This is a genomic window from Streptomyces sp. NPDC048288, assembly GCF_043201555.1.
Classification (GTDB): Bacteria; Actinomycetota; Actinomycetes; order Streptomycetales; family Streptomycetaceae; genus Streptomyces.
Genome location: NZ_JBICZD010000024.1, coordinates 24,520 through 42,058, shown reverse-complemented (window position 1 = coordinate 42,058; position 17,539 = coordinate 24,520). Strand labels below are relative to the sequence as shown.

Annotated in this window: 16 protein-coding genes and 2 pseudogenes; 12 read left to right on the top strand and 6 right to left on the bottom strand. The window is 71.7% G+C overall.

Annotation, left to right across the window (positions count from 1 at the left end):
* Positions 1-232: 232 nt before the first annotated feature.
* The 9 genes from ACGFZS_RS47580 to ACGFZS_RS47540 all read left to right on the top strand — a co-directional run bounded on the left by ACGFZS_RS47580 (position 233) and on the right by ACGFZS_RS47540 (position 10,166).
* Positions 233-1,447 (top strand): macrolide family glycosyltransferase, encoded by a 1,215-nt coding sequence (locus ACGFZS_RS47580; protein WP_393800464.1) that lies wholly within the window; start codon positions 233-235, stop codon positions 1,445-1,447.
* A complete protein-coding gene (locus ACGFZS_RS47575) occupies positions 1,444-1,920 on the top strand; it encodes a thioesterase family protein (protein WP_359207080.1) in 477 nt (158 codons plus the stop codon). The genes ACGFZS_RS47580 and ACGFZS_RS47575 overlap by 4 nt, the downstream gene beginning before the upstream one ends.
* A 46-nt stretch (positions 1,921-1,966) precedes the next feature.
* On the top strand, positions 1,967-3,211 hold the full coding sequence (locus ACGFZS_RS47570; RefSeq protein WP_393800463.1) for an amidohydrolase family protein: 1,245 nt from the start codon (positions 1,967-1,969) through the stop codon (positions 3,209-3,211).
* Positions 3,193-4,131, top strand: a complete 939-nt coding sequence (locus ACGFZS_RS47565) for an LLM class F420-dependent oxidoreductase (protein WP_393800462.1) — start codon at positions 3,193-3,195, stop codon at positions 4,129-4,131. Before ACGFZS_RS47570 ends, ACGFZS_RS47565 begins: the two co-directional genes overlap by 19 nt.
* Positions 4,132-4,143: 12 nt before the next feature.
* Positions 4,144-4,914 carry an SDR family NAD(P)-dependent oxidoreductase gene (locus ACGFZS_RS47560; protein WP_393800461.1) on the top strand — a complete coding sequence of 257 codons (771 nt, stop codon included), beginning with the start codon at positions 4,144-4,146 and terminating at the stop codon, positions 4,912-4,914.
* Between the two features lie 98 nt (positions 4,915-5,012).
* Positions 5,013-6,131 carry an LLM class flavin-dependent oxidoreductase gene (locus ACGFZS_RS47555; protein ID WP_355708767.1) on the top strand — a complete coding sequence of 373 codons (1,119 nt, stop codon included), beginning with the start codon at positions 5,013-5,015 and terminating at the stop codon, positions 6,129-6,131.
* 94 nt (positions 6,132-6,225) lie between these two features.
* Positions 6,226-7,956 carry an amidohydrolase family protein gene (locus ACGFZS_RS47550; RefSeq protein ID WP_393800460.1) on the top strand — a complete coding sequence of 577 codons (1,731 nt, stop codon included), beginning with the start codon at positions 6,226-6,228 and terminating at the stop codon, positions 7,954-7,956.
* The gene (locus ACGFZS_RS47545) at positions 7,953-9,413 is read left to right on the top strand and encodes an aldehyde dehydrogenase family protein (protein WP_393800459.1); all 1,461 of its coding nucleotides are present in this window, start codon (positions 7,953-7,955) and stop codon (positions 9,411-9,413) included. The genes ACGFZS_RS47550 and ACGFZS_RS47545 overlap by 4 nt, the downstream gene beginning before the upstream one ends.
* A 198-nt stretch (positions 9,414-9,611) precedes the next feature.
* A complete protein-coding gene (locus ACGFZS_RS47540) occupies positions 9,612-10,166 on the top strand; it encodes a DUF3455 domain-containing protein (RefSeq protein ID WP_393800458.1) in 555 nt (184 codons plus the stop codon).
* A gap of 1 nt (position 10,167) precedes the next feature.
* On the opposite strand, the gene ACGFZS_RS47535 is transcribed toward ACGFZS_RS47540, so the two are convergent.
* The 3 genes from ACGFZS_RS47535 to ACGFZS_RS47525 are packed head-to-tail and all read right to left on the bottom strand — an operon-like array spanning position 10,168 to position 11,959.
* Positions 10,168-10,554 carry a nitroreductase/quinone reductase family protein gene (locus ACGFZS_RS47535; protein ID WP_393800457.1) on the bottom strand — a complete coding sequence of 129 codons (387 nt, stop codon included), beginning with the start codon at positions 10,552-10,554 and terminating at the stop codon, positions 10,168-10,170.
* Positions 10,555-10,594: 40 nt separating this feature from the next.
* Positions 10,595-11,176, bottom strand: coding sequence for a hypothetical protein (locus ACGFZS_RS47530; protein ID WP_393800456.1), 582 nt, complete (start codon positions 11,174-11,176; stop codon positions 10,595-10,597).
* Positions 11,177-11,182: 6 nt separating this feature from the next.
* The gene (locus tag ACGFZS_RS47525) at positions 11,183-11,959 is read right to left on the bottom strand and encodes a hypothetical protein (protein WP_393663139.1); all 777 of its coding nucleotides are present in this window, start codon (positions 11,957-11,959) and stop codon (positions 11,183-11,185) included.
* Positions 11,960-12,383: 424 nt separating this feature from the next.
* Here ACGFZS_RS47525 and ACGFZS_RS47520 point away from each other — a divergent pair, with 424 nt between their 5' ends.
* Positions 12,384-12,659, top strand: coding sequence for a hypothetical protein (locus ACGFZS_RS47520; protein WP_393800455.1), 276 nt, complete (start codon positions 12,384-12,386; stop codon positions 12,657-12,659).
* A gap of 239 nt (positions 12,660-12,898) precedes the next feature.
* On the opposite strand, the pseudogene ACGFZS_RS47515 reads toward ACGFZS_RS47520, so the two are convergent.
* The 3 genes and pseudogenes from ACGFZS_RS47515 to ACGFZS_RS47505 form a co-directional block, all read right to left on the bottom strand.
* Positions 12,899-13,276: pseudogene (locus ACGFZS_RS47515) on the bottom strand (DNA polymerase III); the annotation flags it as partial.
* A complete protein-coding gene (locus ACGFZS_RS47510) occupies positions 13,249-14,877 on the bottom strand; it encodes an IS200/IS605 family accessory protein TnpB-related protein (RefSeq protein ID WP_393800454.1) in 1,629 nt (542 codons plus the stop codon). The pseudogene ACGFZS_RS47515 and the gene ACGFZS_RS47510, both read right to left, overlap by 28 nt.
* 185 nt (positions 14,878-15,062) lie before the next feature.
* Positions 15,063-15,305: pseudogene (locus ACGFZS_RS47505) on the bottom strand (exonuclease domain-containing protein); the annotation flags it as partial.
* Between the two features lie 284 nt (positions 15,306-15,589).
* On the opposite strand from ACGFZS_RS47505, the gene thrS reads away from it, so the two are divergent.
* Both thrS and ACGFZS_RS47495 read left to right on the top strand, forming a co-directional pair.
* Positions 15,590-16,819, top strand: a complete 1,230-nt coding sequence (thrS, locus tag ACGFZS_RS47500) for a threonine--tRNA ligase (RefSeq protein WP_393800500.1) — start codon at positions 15,590-15,592, stop codon at positions 16,817-16,819.
* Between the two features lie 43 nt (positions 16,820-16,862).
* A complete protein-coding gene (locus ACGFZS_RS47495; protein ID WP_393800453.1) occupies positions 16,863-17,471 on the top strand; it encodes a hypothetical protein in 609 nt (202 codons plus the stop codon).
* Positions 17,472-17,539 lie beyond the last annotated feature (68 nt).

Genomic DNA, 17,539 nt, shown 5'->3' with positions numbered 1-17,539 from the left:
CGTACACGACCCCCACCGCCCGCGTCCGCCGGGTCAACGAAACGTTCCGCAAGTCACCACGAAGGAGTTGTTTCACCCTCCTCGGCAGTCGCGTCGGACGGACCGGTGTCGTTGTACCGATGCCCGTCTCCCCCCACGCACGGCCCCTCACCCACCCGACGACCGCACGCACGGCCCCCGCGACGACCGACGGGCGCCCCGACGCGCCGTACAGGAACAGGAACCGCTCATCGTGCCTGGCACCAGCCCCGCCGCCGCCTCCGCCCCCGTCCCGCCCCCGCTCCGGCGCCCGGCGCACATCGCCGTGGTGAACCTGCCGATGCAGGGGCACGTGAACCCGACCCTGGGTGTGGTGGAGGAACTGGTGCGCCGGGGCCACCGGGTCACGTACGCCATCACCGAGGACTTCACGCCCGCCGTGAAGGCGGCCGGCGCCGAGCCCGTCGTCTACCCGGTCGAGAGCGACGGCTCGGACGCGCCCGAGCGCCTCTCCGAGGGCTTCGCCCGCGCCGTGCACGCCTCGCTCGGCTCCCTGCCCGCGCTGACCCGGGCGTACCAGGACGACCGCCCCGACCTGGTCCTCTACGACGTCTACGGCTTCGCGGGGCTGCTGCTGGGCGCGCGGTGGGGCGTGCCGACCGTCCTGTGCTCGCCCACGCACCTCGCCTACGACGGCCTGTTCCCCGAGTTCTTCGACGGCGCCGGCGGCCTCGCCGAACTCCCCGGGTACGACGCCCTCGCCGCCGCCTTCGCCGAGCACGGCCTGGACCCCGCGCGCATCCACGAGGTGGAGCGGCCCGGGCAGGCCGTCGCCTTCCTGCCCCGCTCCTTCCAGCGCCGGGCCGACACGGTCGCCGCCGGCCGGGTCGCCTACGTCGGACCCGCCCTCGGCGACCGCTCCTACCAGGGGTCCTGGCAGCCGCCCCGCCCCGACGCGCCGGTCCTGCTCGTCTCCCTGGGCTCCCAGTTCACCCGGCGCCCGGAGTTCTACCGGGCGTGCGCCGAGGCCTTCGCCGACCTCCCGCACCACGTGGTGATGGCCGTCGGCCCGGACGTCACCCCGGACGAACTCGGCCCGCTCCCCGCCCACTTCGAGGTGCACGCGCACGTACCGCAGCTGGCCGTGCTCGCCCACGCGGACGTCTTCGTGACCCACGCCGGGATGGGCGGCACCATGGAGGCCGTCCAGCACAGGGTGCCGATGGTGGCGATCCCGCAGATGGCCGAGCAGCGCGTCAACGCCGGCCGGATCGAGGACCTGGGGCTCGGCACCCACCTTCCCCGTGCCGAGGTCACCGCCGAGTCGCTGCGCGCGGCCGTGCTGCGGGTGGCGGGGGACCCGGCGGTCCGTGCCGGGCTCACCGCCCTGCGCGCGGAGATCGAGACGTCGGGCGGGGCGGCCGCCGCCGCCGACCTGGCCGAGCACGCCCTCGGAGCCCTGCGGTGAGCCGGGCGACCCTGGCGGCCCTGGCGGCCGTCCCCGCGCAGCACCAGCACCACCACCCGCCGCACCGCCCCCACCTCTACAGCCGCCCGGTCCGGATGAGCGACCTGGACCTGATGAACCACGTGAACAACGTGCGGCTGCTGGAGATGATCCAGGACGCCCACGTGGACCTCTTCTACCTCCAGCGCGGCCACCCCGGCCAGGAGGTCCGGGTCCGGGTCATCTACGCCCGCCACGAACTCGACTACACCGAGGCGCTCGACCTCACCCCGGAACCGGCCGTCATCAGCACCACCGTCAGCGCGGTCCGCCGTACCTCCTTCCTGCTGACCAGCCGGATCACCCGCGGCGACCGGGTGTTCTGCACCTGTGTGAGCACCTGTGTCGCCTACGACCCCACCGCCCGCCGCACCCGCAGGCTGGAGGACGACGAACTGGCCGTGCTGGCCGGACACGCGGCCTGCGACTGCTGACGAACCGTCATCCCAATAGCTGACGGTTCGTCAGATCGGCGCTACCGTGAGCGCCATGGACACCACGGACGGCACCTTTCCGCTGATCATCTCCGTCGACGACCACACCGTGGAGCCGCCGGACGTCTGGCAGTCCCGGCTCCCGAAGAAGTACCTCGACACCGGGCCACGCATCGTCCGGGCCCCGCTGAGGGAGATGAGCTTCCTCGGCGGCCGCTTCAAGCCGGTCATGGGCAGGCCCGGCGAGGACGGTCCCGTCGGCGACTGGTGGATCTACGAGGACCTGCACCGCCCCCTCACCCGCCTCGACACCGCCGTGGGCTACAGCAGGGACGAGATCAAGCTCGAAGTGATCACGTACGAGCAGATGCGGCCCGGATCGTTCGACGTGCCGCAGCGGCTCGCCGACATGGACGTCAACCACGTCCAGTCCGCCCTCTGCTTCCCCACCTTCCCGCGCTTCTGCGGGCAGACCTTCACCGAGGCCAAGGACCGCGAACTGGCCCTGCTCTGCGTCCAGGCCTACAACGACTGGATGGTGGAGGAGTGGTGCGGCCCGCTCGCGCAGGGCCGCCTGATACCCCTCATCCTCATCCCCCTCTGGGACGCGGAGCTGGCCGCCGCCGAGGTCCGCCGCAACGCGGCCCGCGGGGTGCGCGCCGTCGCCTTCTCCGAGATACCCCCGCACCTGGGGCTGCCCTCCGTCCACACCGACGACTGGGACCCCTTCCTCGCCGCCTGCGACGAGACCGGCACGGTCGTCGCCATGCACATCGGCTCCAGCAGCCGGATGCCCTCCACCTCCGCCGACGCGCCACCCGCCGTCGGCTCCACCATCACCTTCGCCAACTGCTGCTTCTCGATGGTCGACTGGCTGATGAGCGGCAAGTTCGAACGCTTCCCGAACCTGAGGGTGATGTACGCGGAGGGCCAGATCGGCTGGATCCCCTACATCCTGGAACGCGCCGACGTGGTGTGGGAGGAGAACCGGGGCTGGGGCGGAGTCGCCGACAAGGTGCACCGCCCGCCGTCCGAACTCTTCGCCGAGCACGTCTACGGCTGCTTCTTCGACGACGCCTTCGGCCTGAAGAACCTCGACGCGATCGGCCTCGGCAACGTCCTCTACGAGACCGACTACCCGCACTCCGACTCCACCTGGCCGAAGTCCCGCGAGGTCGGCGAGGCCCAGATGGGCCACCTGGCCGAGGACGTGGTCGAGCGGATCGTCCGCGGCAACGCGATCGAGCTGCTGGGCCTGACCGAGGACGGCCTGTGGGGCGGTCCGCGGTGAGCCTCGCCTACGGCATCCAGCTCCCCGTCCAGTCCCAGTCCACGATCTACGCCGAGGGCTGGGAGGACGGGGCGGGCGCCGCGGACCTCGTCGAGATCGCCCGCGCCGTGGACCGGGCCGGCTTCGCCTACCTCGCCGTCTGCGACCACGTGGCGATCCCGCACCGGCTCGCCCCCGCCATGAGCACGGTCTGGTACGACCCGGTCGCCACCCTCGCCCACCTGGCCGCCGTGACCGGGCGGGTCCGGCTGCTCAGCCATGTCGCCGTCGTCGGGCTGCGCCACCCCCTCCTGACCGCCAAGCAGTACGCGACCCTCGACCACCTCTCCGGCGGCCGCCTGATCCTCGGCGTCGGCGCCGGGCACGTGCGGGAGGAGTTCGAGGTGCTCGGGGTCGACTTCGCGCAGCGGGGGCCACTGCTCGACGAGGCGATCGACGCGCTGCGGGCCGCCCTGGGGGCGGACGAGTTCCCCTCCCACCACGGGAAGTTCTACGACTTCGAGGGGCTCGGCCAGCGGCCCCGGCCGGCCCAGGACCGGGTGCCGGTGTGGGTCGGCGGATCCTCGCCCGCCGCCGTACGCCGGGCCGCCCTCAAGGGCGACGGCTGGCTGCCGCAGGGCGACCCGCGCGACCGGCTGCCCGCCCAGATCGACAAGCTGCTGCGATTGCGCGAGGACGGGGGAGTCGGGGAACCGATCACCGTCGGCGCCATCACCGAGCCGCTCTACGTCGGCACACCGGAGTGGGAGGTGGGCCGCCGCACGCTCAGCGGCGCCCCGGACGCCCTCGCCGAGTCGCTGCGCGCCTACGGCGCGATGGGCGTGCACCAGATCCAGGTGCGGTTCCGCAGCCGGAGCCGGGCCGAACTCATCGACCAGATCACCGCGTTCGGGGCGTCCGTCGCGCCCCTTCTGAACTGAGGAGCGATCGGCATGGGCAAGCTGGACGGGCGCGTCGTCATCATCACCGGGGCGGCGCGCGGACAGGGTGAGCAGGAGGCGCGGCTCTTCGTGGCGGAGGGCGCGCGCGTGGTCGTGGCGGACGTGCTGGACGACCAGGGCGAGGCGCTCGCCAAGGAGATCGGGGCGAAGTACGTCCACCTGGACGTGGGCGTGGAGGAGGAGTGGCGGGCCGCCGTCGCCGCCGCGAAGGAGGCGTACGGGCGGCTCGACGGGCTGGTGAACAACGCGGGCATCCTGCGGTTCAACGCGCTCGTGGACACCCCCCTCGACGAGTTCATGCAGGTCGTGCAGGTCAACCAGGTCGGCTGCTTCCTGGGGATGAAGACGGCCGCGCCGGAGCTGGCCGACGGCGGGACCATCGTGAACACGGCCTCCTACACGGCCCTGACCGGGATGGCGGCCGTGGGGACCTACGCCGCCACCAAGCACGCGGTGCTCGGGCTCACCCGGGTCGCCGCGCTGGAGCTGGCCGACCGGGGGATACGCGTCAACGCGATCTGCCCGGGCGCCATCGACACCGCGATGTCCAACCCGGCGCGGCTCGACCCCACCGTCGACCCGGAGGAGATGACCCGGGCCCTGGACGAGCTGTACCGCAAGCTCGTGCCGCTGGGCCGGATCGGGCGGGCGGAGGAGGTGGCCCGGCTGGCGCTCTTCCTGACCTCGGACGACTCGTCGTACATCACCGGGCAGCCGTTCGTGATCGACGGCGGGTGGCTGGCGGGGGTCAGTGTCATCTGACGGTTCGTCAGCTATTGATTTTTCTGACGCTACGTCAGAAAGTCGTAGGACTCAGCAGGACTCATAGGGACCACCTGGACTTGGGACGGTGAACCGCCTTGGAATTCGGGCTCTTTGTACAGGGATACGTGGGCAAGCGAGCCGAGACCGACCCGCTGGCCGAGCACAAGGCACTGATGGAGGAGACCGAGTACGTCATCCAGGCGGACCAGTCCGGCTTCAAGTACGCCTGGGCCTCCGAGCACCACTTCCTCGACGAGTACTCGCACCTGTCCGCCAACGACGTCTACCTGGGCTACCTGGCCCACGCGACGGAGCGGATCCACCTGGGCTCCGGGATCTTCAACCCCCTCGCCCAGGTCAACCACCCCGTGAAGGTCGCCGAGAAGGTCGCCATGCTCGACCACCTCACCGGCAACCGCTTCGAGTTCGGCAGCGGGCGCGGGGCCGGCTCGCACGAGATCCTCGGGTTCATCCCCGGGGTGACCGACATGAACTACACCAAGGAGATCTGGGAGGAGACGATCGCCGAGTTCCCCAAGATGTGGCTCCAGGACGAGTACGTCGGCTTCCAGGGCAAGCACTGGCAGCTGCCGCCGCGCAAGGTGCTGCCGAAGCCGTACGGCAAGTCGCACCCCGCGATGTGGTACGCGGCCGGGTCGCCGCCGTCGTACGCCATGGCGGCCAAGAAGGGGCTCGGGGTGCTCGGGTTCAGCATCCAGAAGGTCTCCGACATGGAGTGGGTCCTTGAGCAGTACAAGACCGCGATCGTGAACGCCGAGCCGGTCGGGGACTTCGTCAACGACAACGTCATGGTGACGACGACGGCGATCTGCGCGCCGACCCACGACGAGGCGATCCGCATCGCGGCGAGCGGCGGGCTGCACTATCTGCCCTCGCTGGTGTTCCGGTACCACGACACGTTCCCGCGGCCCGAGGGCTTCCCGGAGTGGCCGGAGACGCTGCCGGAGTACACGCCGGAGTTCGTGGAGCTGCTGGTCGAGGAGGAGCTGCTGATCTGCGGGGACCCGGACGAGGTGCTGCGGCAGTGCAAGCGGTGGGAGCAGGCGGGGGCGGACCAGTTGAGCTTCGGGCTGCCGGTGGGGGTGCCGAAGGAGGAGACGCTGCAGACGATCCGGTTGATCGGGGAGCACGTGATTCCGAAGATCGATACGGATCCCGTGCACCGGACGACCCGATTCCGGGGTGCCGCGTAGTCGCCGTTGCGGGGTGCGGGTGCGTTGTGGCTGGTCGCGCAGTTCCCCGCGCCCCTTCAGGTAGGGCAGGTGCCCGCCTTGGAAAGGGAGCCCCATGCTTGATCATGTCATCAAGGGTGCGACCGTCGTGGACGGCACCGGCGCACCCGCCTTCACCGCCGACGTCGGCATCCGCGACGGTCGTATCGCCGTCGTCGGCGCGGTCACCGAGGAATCGCGTACGGCCGAGGACGCGGCCGGGCTCGTCCTCGCCCCCGGGTTCGTCGATCCGCACACGCACTACGACGCGCAGCTCTTCTGGGACCCGTACGCGGTTCCCTCGTTGAACCACGGGGTCACGACCGTGGCCGCCGGGAACTGCGGGTTCACGCTCGCGCCCCTCAACCCGTCCCGCCCCGGCGACGCCGACTACACGCGGCGCATGATGTCCAAGGTCGAGGGGATGTCGCTGGTCGCCCTGGAGGAGGGGGCGCCGTGGAGCTGGAGCTCGTTCGGGGAGTATCTGGACGCGCTCGAAGGGCGGATCGCCGTCAACGCCGGTTTCATGGTGGGGCATTGCGCGCTGCGCCGGTACGTGATGGGGGCGGACGCGGTGGGCGGGCAGCCGAGCGAGGAGCAACTCGGCGAGATCGTAAGGCTGTTGCACGAGGCGATGGACGCGGGTGCGTGGGGGTTCTCCACCACCCAGTCCAGTACGCACTCGGACGGGGACGGGCAGCCGGTCGCCTCCCGGCATGCGCGGCCGGCCGAGCTGCTGGCCATGTCCCGGGCCGTCGGCGAGCACGAGGGGACGCAGATCGAGGCGATCGTCGCCGGGTGCCTCGACCAGTTCAGCGACGCCGAGATCGAGCTGTTCGCCGAGATGAGCGCGGCGGCCGGGCGGCCCCTGAACTGGAACGTGCTGACGGTGGACGCGGCCGTGCCGGAGCGGGTGCCGAGACAGCTGCAGGCCAGTGAGCGGGCGCGGAAGGCGGGCGGCCGGGTGGTGGCGCTGACCATGCCGATCCTCACGCCGATGAACATGTCGCTGGGGACCTTCTGCGCGCTGAACCTGATACCGGGGTGGGGGCCGGTCCTCGGGCTGCCCGTGCCCGAGCGGATCGCCCGGCTCCGGGACCCGGAGGTACGGGCGGAGCTGCTGGAGCGCGCCCAGTCCAAGGAGGCCGGGGTGTTCCGGCGGCTGGCGAACTTCGGGCGGTATGTCATCGGGGACACGTACAGCGAGGCGAACGCCGGGCTGTCGGGGCGAGTGGTGCGTGACATAGCACAGGAGCGCGGCCAGGACCCCTTCCACTGCCTGGTCGAGATCTGCGCCGCCGATGGACTCCGTACCGTCCTGTGGCCGATGCCCACCGACAATGACCCCGCCTCCTGGGCGCTGCGCGCCGAGACCTGGCAGCACGAGGACGTGCTGCTCGGCGGGTCGGACGCGGGCGCGCATCTGGACCGGATGTGCGGGGCGCCGTACACCACCCGGTTCCTCGGGGACTGCCTGCGCGGCCGGAAGCTGCTCGGCCTCGAACAGGCCGTGAAGATGCTGACCGACGATCCCGCCCGGCTCTTCGGGCTGCGGGAGCGGGGGCGGATCGCGGAGGGCTGGCACGCGGACCTCGTGCTCTTCGACCCGGAGCGGATCGCCGCCGGCCAGGCCACCCTGGTGCACGACCTGCCGGGAGACAGTCCCCGGCTGGACTCGAAGGCGATCGGGGTGCGGGCGGTCTGGGTGAACGGCGTCGAGGCCATCCGGGACGACGTGGTGAGCGGGGCCGTACCGGGGAAGGTGCTGCGGTCCGGGCGGGACACCAGGACGGTGAGCACCCGGTGAGCGACGTGCCGGACGCGCAGCGGCTGTTCGTGGGCGGTGCCTGGGTGGAGCCCGACGGCGGGCACTACGCGGTCGTCGACCCGGCGACCGAGGAGACCGTCGGCTGGGCTCCGGAGGCCTCCGAAGCCCAGGTGCTGGCCGCGTGCGCCGCCGCCCGGGAGGCGTTCGAGGCGTGGTCGCGGACCCCTGCGGGGGAGCGGGCCGCGGTCCTCGGGCGGGCCGCCGACCTCATCCGGGGGCGGCTGCCCGAGTACGCGGACCTCGCCCGCGCCGAGACGGGCGCGACCACGGCCACCGCCCGGGCGATGCAGGTGGGGGTGGCGGCGGCCCGGTTCCGCCGGTACGCCACCGTCGAACCGGCCGAGTGGGCGATCCCGCCGCAGATCAACGAGGCCGGGCCGATGGGCAGGGCCGGTGTGATGGGCGCGCTGGCGGTACGCCACCCGGTCGGGGTCGTCAGCTGCATCACGTCGTACAACAACCCGTGGGCCAACCCGGCGGGCAAGGTCGCGCCCGCGCTGGCGATGGGCAACACGGTGGTCGTGAAGCCCGCCCCGCAGGATCCGCTGTCCGTGTACCGGATGGCACAGGCGCTGGAGGAGGCGGGTGCCCCGCCGGGGGTGGTGAACGTCGTCTCCGGCCGGTCGACCGGGGTCGGCGAGGCGGCCGTGGCCTCGGCCGACGTCGACATGGTGAGCTTCACCGGCTCCACCGCCGTCGGGCAGCGCATCGCCGAGGCCTGCGGGCGGGACATGAAACGCCAGTTGATGGAGCTGGGCGGCAAGGGCGCGGCGGTCGTCCTCGCGGACGCGGACGTCGGGTCGGCGGTGGCCGGGATCGGCACCACCTTCTCCTTCTACAGCGGGCAGATCTGCACGGCGCCGACCCGGGTGCTGGTGCAGCGCGCGCTGTACGACCGGCTGGTGACGGAACTGGCCGCGTACGCGGGCCGGTTGAAGGTCGGCGCCCCGGCGGAACCCGGCACGGTGGTGGGACCCGTGATCACCGCCGAGCACCGGGCGCGCGTCGAGTCGTACGTCGAACTCGGCCGCAAGGAAGGGGCGACGGTGGTCGCGGGAGGCGAACGCCCGCCGCTGGAACGGGGTTTCTACGTGACCCCCACCCTCCTCGCCGACTGCACGAACGACATGCGCGCGGCCCGGGAGGAGATCTTCGGCCCGGTCGTCTCCGTGGTCCCCTTCGACGACGAGGAGGAGGGCATCGCCCTCGCCAACGACTCCGACTTCGGCCTCATCGACTACGTCTGGTCGGGCGATGTCGCCCGCGCCTTCCGGGTGGCGCGGCGGCTGCGGGCCGGCGGGGTCGGGATCAACACGGTGGGGCGGAACATGGAGGCGCCGTTCGGCGGGTTCAAGAAGAGCGGGGTGGGCCGGGACGTGGGCTCGTACGCGCTGCACGCCTACAGCGAGGTGCAGGCGATCGTCTGGCCGGGGTGAGAGGCCAACGGGGGCTCCTTGCCTGCCCTTTGGGGATCGGTGAGGAGTCCCGTGCGGGCAGAGATCGTGAAACCGGTTCCGGAAGCGGTGGCGGATCCGTAACGTCCGGACTCGACAAGGGGGACGGCCGGTTTCCGAATCGTCGATGTCCGGCCGCTCCCTTCCCGGAACACGCACGACATCCTTGGAGCCCACTCCATGAAGCTCGCCAAGAGAATCGCCCTGACCACCACGGCCGTCGCCGCCGCGGGCGCCGCCACCCTGCTGGGTACGACCGCCGTCCAGGCCTACTCCGCGCAGCCCGCCCGCCTCCCGGCCGTGCACGCCCCCGCCGCGCTCGCCGTGCCCGACGGCAACAAGCTGACCGGCGTCTACTCCGCGCACGGTGTGCAGACCTACACCTGCGCCGACGGCGCCTGGAAGCTCCTGGAGCCCGCCGCCACCCTCTCCGACAAGCGGGACCGCGCCCACCGCCCGGTCGCCCTGCACTCCCGTGGCCCGGTCTGGGTCTCCACGGTCGACGGCAGCGCGGTCAACGCCTCGGCGGTCGCCAACTCCGCCAAGGACGGCGCCGTCCCCGAGCTGCTCCTGAAGGCCACGGCCACCCGCGGCGCCGGGACGTTCGAGGGCGTCACCTACATCCAGCGCCTGGACACCGAGGGCGGCGTGGCCCCCGCGGCGGCCTGCACCGGCACCGACCAGATCTCGGTGCCGTACTCGGCGACGTACGCGTTCTACAAGGCCGCCAGCTGAACTAGTCGGTGAGATCGACCCGGATCGTCAGCAGCCGCGTCCCCAGCATCTTCACGGCCGCGCTGTTGCCCTTGGGCAGGGTGCGCAGGCGGGCGACCGGGTCGTCGTCGGGCAGCAGGTGGGCGGTGCCGTGATGCCACCGCCCGCCGATCCGCACCCGCACCCGCGGATCGGCCTGGATGTTCCGCACGTACTGCGACCTCGTCCCGAACTCCGACACCAGCCAGAACGAGTCCCCGACCCGCTTCCCGCCCAACGGCGTCCGCCGCGGCCGCCCGGAGACCCGCCCGGTGGTCTCCAGCAGCGTCTGGAAGGGCAGCAGCCGGGTCAGGGGGTTGGCGACGTGCCGCTGGAAGGCGGTGGTGATCCGGAATCTGCGATCCGACATGGTGCTCCTCGGCCGTTCTACTGTTCTCTGCGGGTGGTGCCTACGCCCCGCACCAGCCCGGCGGGTTGACGTATGCGCCGCAGAAGGGCTCAGCGGGGCCGTAGTAGTCGCCGATGCCGTCCACGACGATTGCATCATGCGCTTTGTCGTACCGCATCGAGACGGGTCCCACCGGGATTCGCCTTGGCTTGTTCGTATGTGTGATGCGCCCTGTCGCGGTGCTGCCGGAGATCCGGGTGAGCATGCCGGTCACGGTCGTGTCCGGCGTTTTCGCTGGGCATGCTGTGGACTCCGACGAGCAGTCGTTGTAGTCCTCCGTCTCGATGGTGAAGCTGTGGTCGGGTTTGATGTCGAGCGAGGCGGTATGTCTCTCCCAGGTCCCGACGAAGCTGAAATGTCTCCGTAGGGCCGGAGCGGTCGTCGTGGGGGCCGTCGACGCCGGAGCCGTCGGCATGGGAGCGGCCGACGTCGGAGCGGGTGACGTCGGAGCGGGTGACGACGAGGCCGGCGGATTCGGTGGGGACAACAGCACACGCACGCCGACGAACACGGCTGTGGCCACCGACAGGCAGAACAGGACGAGGAGCCATGGGCGGGGGCCGCGGCGGGCGGTGGTCGGCACCGACGCTCACCTCGACGCCGAGGGAACGGTGGAGATCTCGGGGCTGCTGGTCGGGTCCGGCCACCTTACGCTGGTCAGTCCTGCCGTCGACGTCGTACGGAAGTACCTGCCGTGGTCTTTGATCAGGGTGCGACCGACGTGCGTCCCGTCCACCCAGTCCAGTTCCGCGTACCAGGTGCAGTCGCAGCCGCTGGTGCGCACGGTGATCATGAGGATTTCCGGGTCGTTCGCCGTCACCTTGTAGGGAAACTCGATCGCGCTGGCCCGGACGTCCTTCGGCAACCCGGCGCCGGGGACCCAGTACGGTGCCGCCGAACCGAGGTCGACATCCCCGTAGCGGTAGGTGCCTCCGCCCCCACACCCTGAGCCGTAGTTCTGGACCACACCCCTGAGCGGCGGTCTTCGGCTCGTCACATGGAACTTCAGAGCTGTCAGCAGCACCGCGTGGTCGAGTTTCCCCGTCGCCGAGATGTTGAGAACCACCGGATCCGCCGTGACCGCGCCGAACGCGGCCGGATCCTCGTCCCAGGTGTGCCCGCCGTGGCGCGTTCCCTGCTGCGGCTGCACGGTGGCCCGAGCGGCGGGAAACGGGAACACCCAGCCCGCTTCGTCACACCCCATGCCCTGGTCGTATCCCAGCGCGAGCTCGGGACCGTTCTGCTGCGCCGAGTCACCGCTGTTCCCGTACACACTCCGGTAGATGGCATCGGTGGCTCCGTGCTCGACCGTGGTCGCCAGGTCGCTGACGACCGCGCCCACGGCGCCCGCCAGAGCCGACACCACGGTGGCGGTCCCCCAGATCCGTAACCGCCTCCCCGTGGTGCCCGTGGTGCCCGTGGTGCCCGTGCTGTCCCGCGTGCGCCGAGCCGCCGACCGCCGCATACGCGCGAAGCGGCTGGTCGCGCTGTTCCCGGGTCTCGGTCTCTCCGACATCACGTCGCACGGCTCCCCACACTGCCCTCACGCACACCCGACCGGGGTGAACCATCGTGCGCCCGTACGATTCCCTCTCCTCGGTGGTCCGACACTTCGAGGCGTCACCGCTTTGAGCCATCGACCGAGCCTGCCCCGCCCCGCCGCCTCCGCCCGACGCCGAGCATGGCCGCGGACTGCCCCTGGTGCGGGCCGGCGCGGACGCGGGGCGGCGGCGTGGTGACCAGGTCCCATACTGGCAAATGGAGCGATGTCCGTTCATCAGGAGCCGATCATGAGCGCACAGCCCGAGCACGGCCGGGGAGCGATGCCCCTCCCGGAGATCCGGACCGTGGACGACCTGCGCAGCGCGCTCAGCCGCTATGGCTTCCCGGGCGACCGCGAGCGCTTCGAGGAGGAGCTGGCGGCCGCCATGGGAGCCTCCCCGACCGACGACTTCGCCGGCGCCGCAGCAGTCGTCCGGACCTACCTGCACCGTGTCCTGATCAGGAACTCGCCCGAGATCATGACTGCGCTGGAGGACGCGCGAGCCGGAGTCGGCGGTATGTGAACGACATCCTGCCGGCTCGGAGGGCGGCGTCGCCGCCCTCCTTGTAGCGGGAGAGCACGTCCCGCAGTGCCGCCTCGGCCTCCGGCCGGACCCCCGCCTCGTCGGGCGGATGCGGGCCCTACCGCGTCTTTCGCACTCAGTCGGGGCCGGTGAGATCCACCGGCCTCCTCGCGATGCGCTCGACGCACGCGTCGATCGGCTCGACCCACTCTGCAGGCACCGCGAGTTCGCCCAAGGCGTCAGACGAGGTCTGCTGTCGGTGCCGGCCAAAGGCCCCGCTCGGAGAGGTGCAGCACGAGACCCGCGATGTTCCAGGCGTCGTCCTCGCCGCGATGGTGGCGGCCTTCGAGCCGTAGCCCGGCGAGCTGCAGGGCCTGGGCCATGCCGGGGCGCTTGCGCAGGCCGTACGCGTCGGTGAATGCGGCCTTGGCGTTGGTGTGGCGGCGGTTGAAGGGGTAGGCGGTCCGGGTCGCCCGGCACTGCCGGGTGAACTGGTGGCGGTCGTAGTCGCCCCAGCTGATCCAGGGCCGGGCGCCCGCGTGGTGCTCGGCGGCCAGCAGCCGGCACGCCTCGGTGAAGGTGACCGTTCCTAAATACTGAGCGGGAGTGAGTCCTGTTGCCAGGCCTCATGCTCAGCCGAACGCCCCGAACGGTGTTGGGCGTTCTGGTCCACCGCTTTCACTCCGCAACCGGGCGGCACGGATCGTGTCCGTGGTCCGGGGATGCGGGGGCGGTTTCCCTCACGCCCCGGGCTGCCCGGTTCGGCCTGGACGGTCCGATGCCCCGCACGATCGCTCCGGTCGTGTGGGGGCGGTGCCGTCCGTCGCCGGATCGGGTGTCCCAGGGCGCGCCTTCCGATCGCCACCGCTGCCGCGTCGTGGCGAGTGGTCTTCCTGTTCTCGCCGGTGAGAGGCTTCTGCCAGTGCTGGGCGCCCCACCTGCTGGTGTAGGCGGGGTCGACGGCGATGACGGGGATGCCGAGTTCGGCCGCCATACTCACCAGCCGGGCCCGCAGCCGGGAGGTGGGCATGCCGGAGATGAGTTTGCGGAAGCGTTTGCGGCGGCCGTGCTTCTCGCGGGTGGTCTCTGCGGTGAAGTCGAGGTCTTCGACCGCGATGGCGAGGCCGTGGCGCCTGGCCCAGTGCAGCAGGCGGATCAGGGCATGCCGGACCTGCGCGTCACGATGCGAAGCGGTGCCGGTGAGGTCGTAGCCGAACCGGAGTGGTTCGCCGACGGGGTTGCCGTGCCGGTCAAGGCGCCAGGCGGCGAGGTGGTCGGCGTTGGTGTCGACACCCACCAGGCCGTTCGTACGGGCCGTCTCCAGCGGCACGCTCTGGACCAGCGGAATCGTCCAGGACGCGGTCAGGTACCAGCGGCCCCGGCCCACGTCCTCGTGGATGCGGTAGGCCACGGCCCGGTTGGCGCTGACGCGGTCGGCCCACTGCTCGCCCCGGTGCGCGAAGCTCGCGCGGGCGGCGAGGACGTACCGGCCGTGCGGAGCGTTGGCCAGGTGTGCCAGCGGCGCGGGGAGCTTGAGGGAGACCTCGCCGTCGGGGGTGACGCGGATGGTCTCGTTGCCGTAGCGCTTGCCGGACTCGCCATCGGCCTGCAGGAACCGGCGCTCGGCCTGCCACCGGGCGCGCCACTCGGTCTCGGTGAGCTGGGCCGTCTGGAGGTGGTGGCGGGTGTTGAGCAGTCGCTTGCCGCCGCGCACCACGCGCACGACCCCGGCCTCCCGGTGCGCCCGGACCTCCTGAAGCCGGTCTTCGAGCACCTGCAGGCGGCGGGACTTGGCGAACCACTCCTTGCTGCTGCGGTAGCCGCCCGGCGCCCGCTTGGTGCCCTTCTCGCCCACGGGCACGGACAGCCGGCGCGTGATCGTCTCGATCCCGGCCTGAAGAGTCTGGATGTGCGCGAGCTGGCCGCGCCGGGCGAGCGCCCACTGATCGTGGGTGGCCTTCGTGACCGCCCCGGCCCAGCGCGAGGAGGACACCTCGGTCAGCCCGCGCTTGCGCTCGGCCCACTGCTCACTGTCGTGCGACAGTCCGGCCGCACACCGCACCTTCAGATCACGGGAAGCCAGCATGCCGAGCAGGTCGCCGACCAGACACAGCACCTTCTCGTCCCCGCCGGTCAGTCCCTTGAGCCGGGCACGGACCGCGACCCCCGAGGGGCCGGGCGCCACGAACGACGCCGCCACCTCCCGCAGTCCACCCACCCCATTCACCCCCGATCCGGCGCCGCAGAAATCCGTCACCAACCCAACGACCACCACCGCCGAAGGTCACGCATTCGACGCAAGAACTCCCGTTCCCCACCGGGGAGAGTGCGCCCGGCACTGCCGGGAGGCTCACTCATCCATGCCAGAACACACTCAAGTCCCGTCGATCACCACCTGCTCACAACCCCCTGGTCGACCTCGGACCGGGTGAGGCCGGTCAGCTCCGTGCAGAACCCGCTGACCGTGGACCGGGCGGGCCGCACCAGGATCCGGTGCCGGGCCAGGCGCTCACCGGCCGCCAGGTCGACGACGGTCAGCCCGATCTCGATGATCTCGCTGACCTCGCCGGGCGGCGGGGACCCGGCCCAGCAGGTCGCTTCGACGTCCACGACGTTGACGAGACCTGCGGTCCAGGTGCTGTCCATGACGGAAGCGTAGGGAGGCGCGCCCGGCCGCGGCACGTTGTTTTTCGCGGCAGCGCGCCGCGTGCCCTGGGCGGCCGGCGCGGGCACCGAAAACGACGGGCGGACGGCCGGCGCCCTTGCTACCGTGACCGGTATGAAGCGCGCTGCCATGACGACGACGCCGGAGAGTGTCCCGGCGCGCTGACAGACGATCTGACGCGAAGCCCCGGGGCAGGTGCCCCGGGGCTTCGTCGTAGGCCCGGTCCCCTGCTCCGCAACCAGCGAGGGAGACCGTGATGACCACCGTGCACGACCACCGCAGACTCGGCCGCGAACTGAACCTGTTCGACACCGACCCGCTGATCGGCGCGGGCCTGCCGTACTGGCTGCCCGACGGCGCCGTCGTGCGGCACACCCTGGAGGAGTACATCCGCGCCGCCGAGCGCCGGGCGGGCTACCGGCACGTGTACTCGCCGGTGCTCGGCAAACGGGAGCTGTACGAGATCTCGGGGCACTGGGCGCACTACAGCGACGACATGTTCCCGCCGATGGAACTCGGCGGTGAGCAGGTCGTCCTGCGGCCGAGCCTGTGTCCGCACCATGCGGTGATCTACCGTTCCCGTTCCCACAGCTACCGCGAACTGCCCCTGCGGATGGCCGAACTCGGCGGTATGTACCGCTCCGAACTCTCCGGTGTGCTCGGCGGGCTGACCCGGGTACGGGCCATCCAGCTCAACGACGCGCACATCTTCTGCACCCTGGACCAGGTCGCCGGGGAGGCGCGGGCGGCGCTGGAGATGATCCGCCGGGCCTACGAGGCGCTCGGCATCCCCGCGACCCGCTACCGGCTCTCTCTGCCGGGCCCCGGCGGCAAGTACGTGGCCGCACCCGAGAAGTGGCGACGGTCCACCGCCCTGCTGACCGACGTCCTCGACCGTTCCGGCCTGCCCTACGAGGCGGCCGAGGGAGAGGCCGCGTTCTACGGCCCCAAGATCGACGTCCAGGTCACCGACGGGGCAGGCCGGGAGTCCACCCTGTCCACCGTCCAGGTCGACTTCCACCAGCCCGAGCGGTTCGACCTGCACTACATCGGCGCGGACGGCGCCAGACACCGCCCGGTCATGGTCCACCGCAGCATCATCGGCAGTGTGGAGCGAGCCGTCGCCCATCTCGTCGAACAACACGGCGGGGCCTTCCCCGCCTGGCTCGCCCCCACCCAGCTGGTGATCCTCCCGGTCTCCGGCACCGAACTGCCGGGCGCCGAGGCGCTCGCCCGCCGCTGCGCCGACCTCGGGCTGCGGGCCGAGATCTCCGGCCCGGAACACGGCAGTCTGGGCGCACGCGTCCGGGCGGCCCGCCTGGTTCCCTACCAGGCCGTCATCGGCGCCAGGGAAGCCGCTGACGGCCTCGTCGCACTGCGGCTGCGCGACGGACGCCGACTCGACCCGCAGCCGGCCGGCGACGTCCTGACCCGCATCGGCACCCTCGTCGACGCGCACAGCACCGACCTGTGGCACGGCGGGGCGGGTCCGTGAGGGACGGCGACGACCAGGACAGCGCGGATGGCACGATGCCCCGGTGAGCTACTTCTCGTACGAGCGCATCGGTCCTGGTCATGACCGGCAGCCTGTCCCGGAGCCGCGGCCGGTCGAGCCCGGTGAGTGGCCGAAGCTGGAGGCCGCGCTCGCCGTGGTCAACCGGGACCTGACGGCCACCCTGCCGGGTCAGGACGCGCTGGTACTGATGGTCGACCCTCGACCGTCCCTGCCCCCGGGCGGAATCGACCGGGGGCAGGTCTACGTGGCGATGCCCGACGGCCGTTGGCACGGCAACCAGGTCAACGCGTGGGACCCCGAGGAGGGCGACCCGCTGGAGCCGGACGACGAGATGACGGTGCTGAGGGTGGTCGCGGACGCGGCGCAGGAGACCGTCACGGAGCTGCTCTGGCAGGTCTGGCCGGTCTGCGGGGAGCACAAGCTCGGCATGCACGCCCGTCCCGCGGGCACCGCCGGCGACTGGTACGCGGACGGGACGGACGCGGGCGGCCCGCCGGTGTGGTGGTGCCGGGGCGGCCGCGACGGCGCGAGCCATGACGTCGCCCCGGTCGGCGAGCTGGCCGCCACCCTGCCGGGAAAACAGCGCCGAGCCCTGCGGCGCACGGAGCGCAAGCGAGACGGCGGCAGGTAGCCGCAGGTGCCTACGGGCCTGGTTTGGGAGCCCGTTCGGCACCGGACGTGACAGGACCGGACGTGACA

Coding starts and splice junctions, on each gene's coding strand:
- ACGFZS_RS47560 (WP_393800461.1), top strand. CDS start 4,144: ATGGGCAAGCTGGACGGGCGCGTCGTCATCATCACCGGGGCGGCGCGC.
- ACGFZS_RS47550 (WP_393800460.1), top strand. CDS start 6,226: ATGCTTGATCATGTCATCAAGGGTGCGACCGTCGTGGACGGCACCGGC.
- ACGFZS_RS47520 (WP_393800455.1), top strand. CDS start 12,384: ATGAGCGCACAGCCCGAGCACGGCCGGGGAGCGATGCCCCTCCCGGAG.
- ACGFZS_RS47540 (WP_393800458.1), top strand. CDS start 9,612: ATGAAGCTCGCCAAGAGAATCGCCCTGACCACCACGGCCGTCGCCGCC.
- ACGFZS_RS47535 (WP_393800457.1), bottom strand. CDS start 10,554: ATGTCGGATCGCAGATTCCGGATCACCACCGCCTTCCAGCGGCACGTC.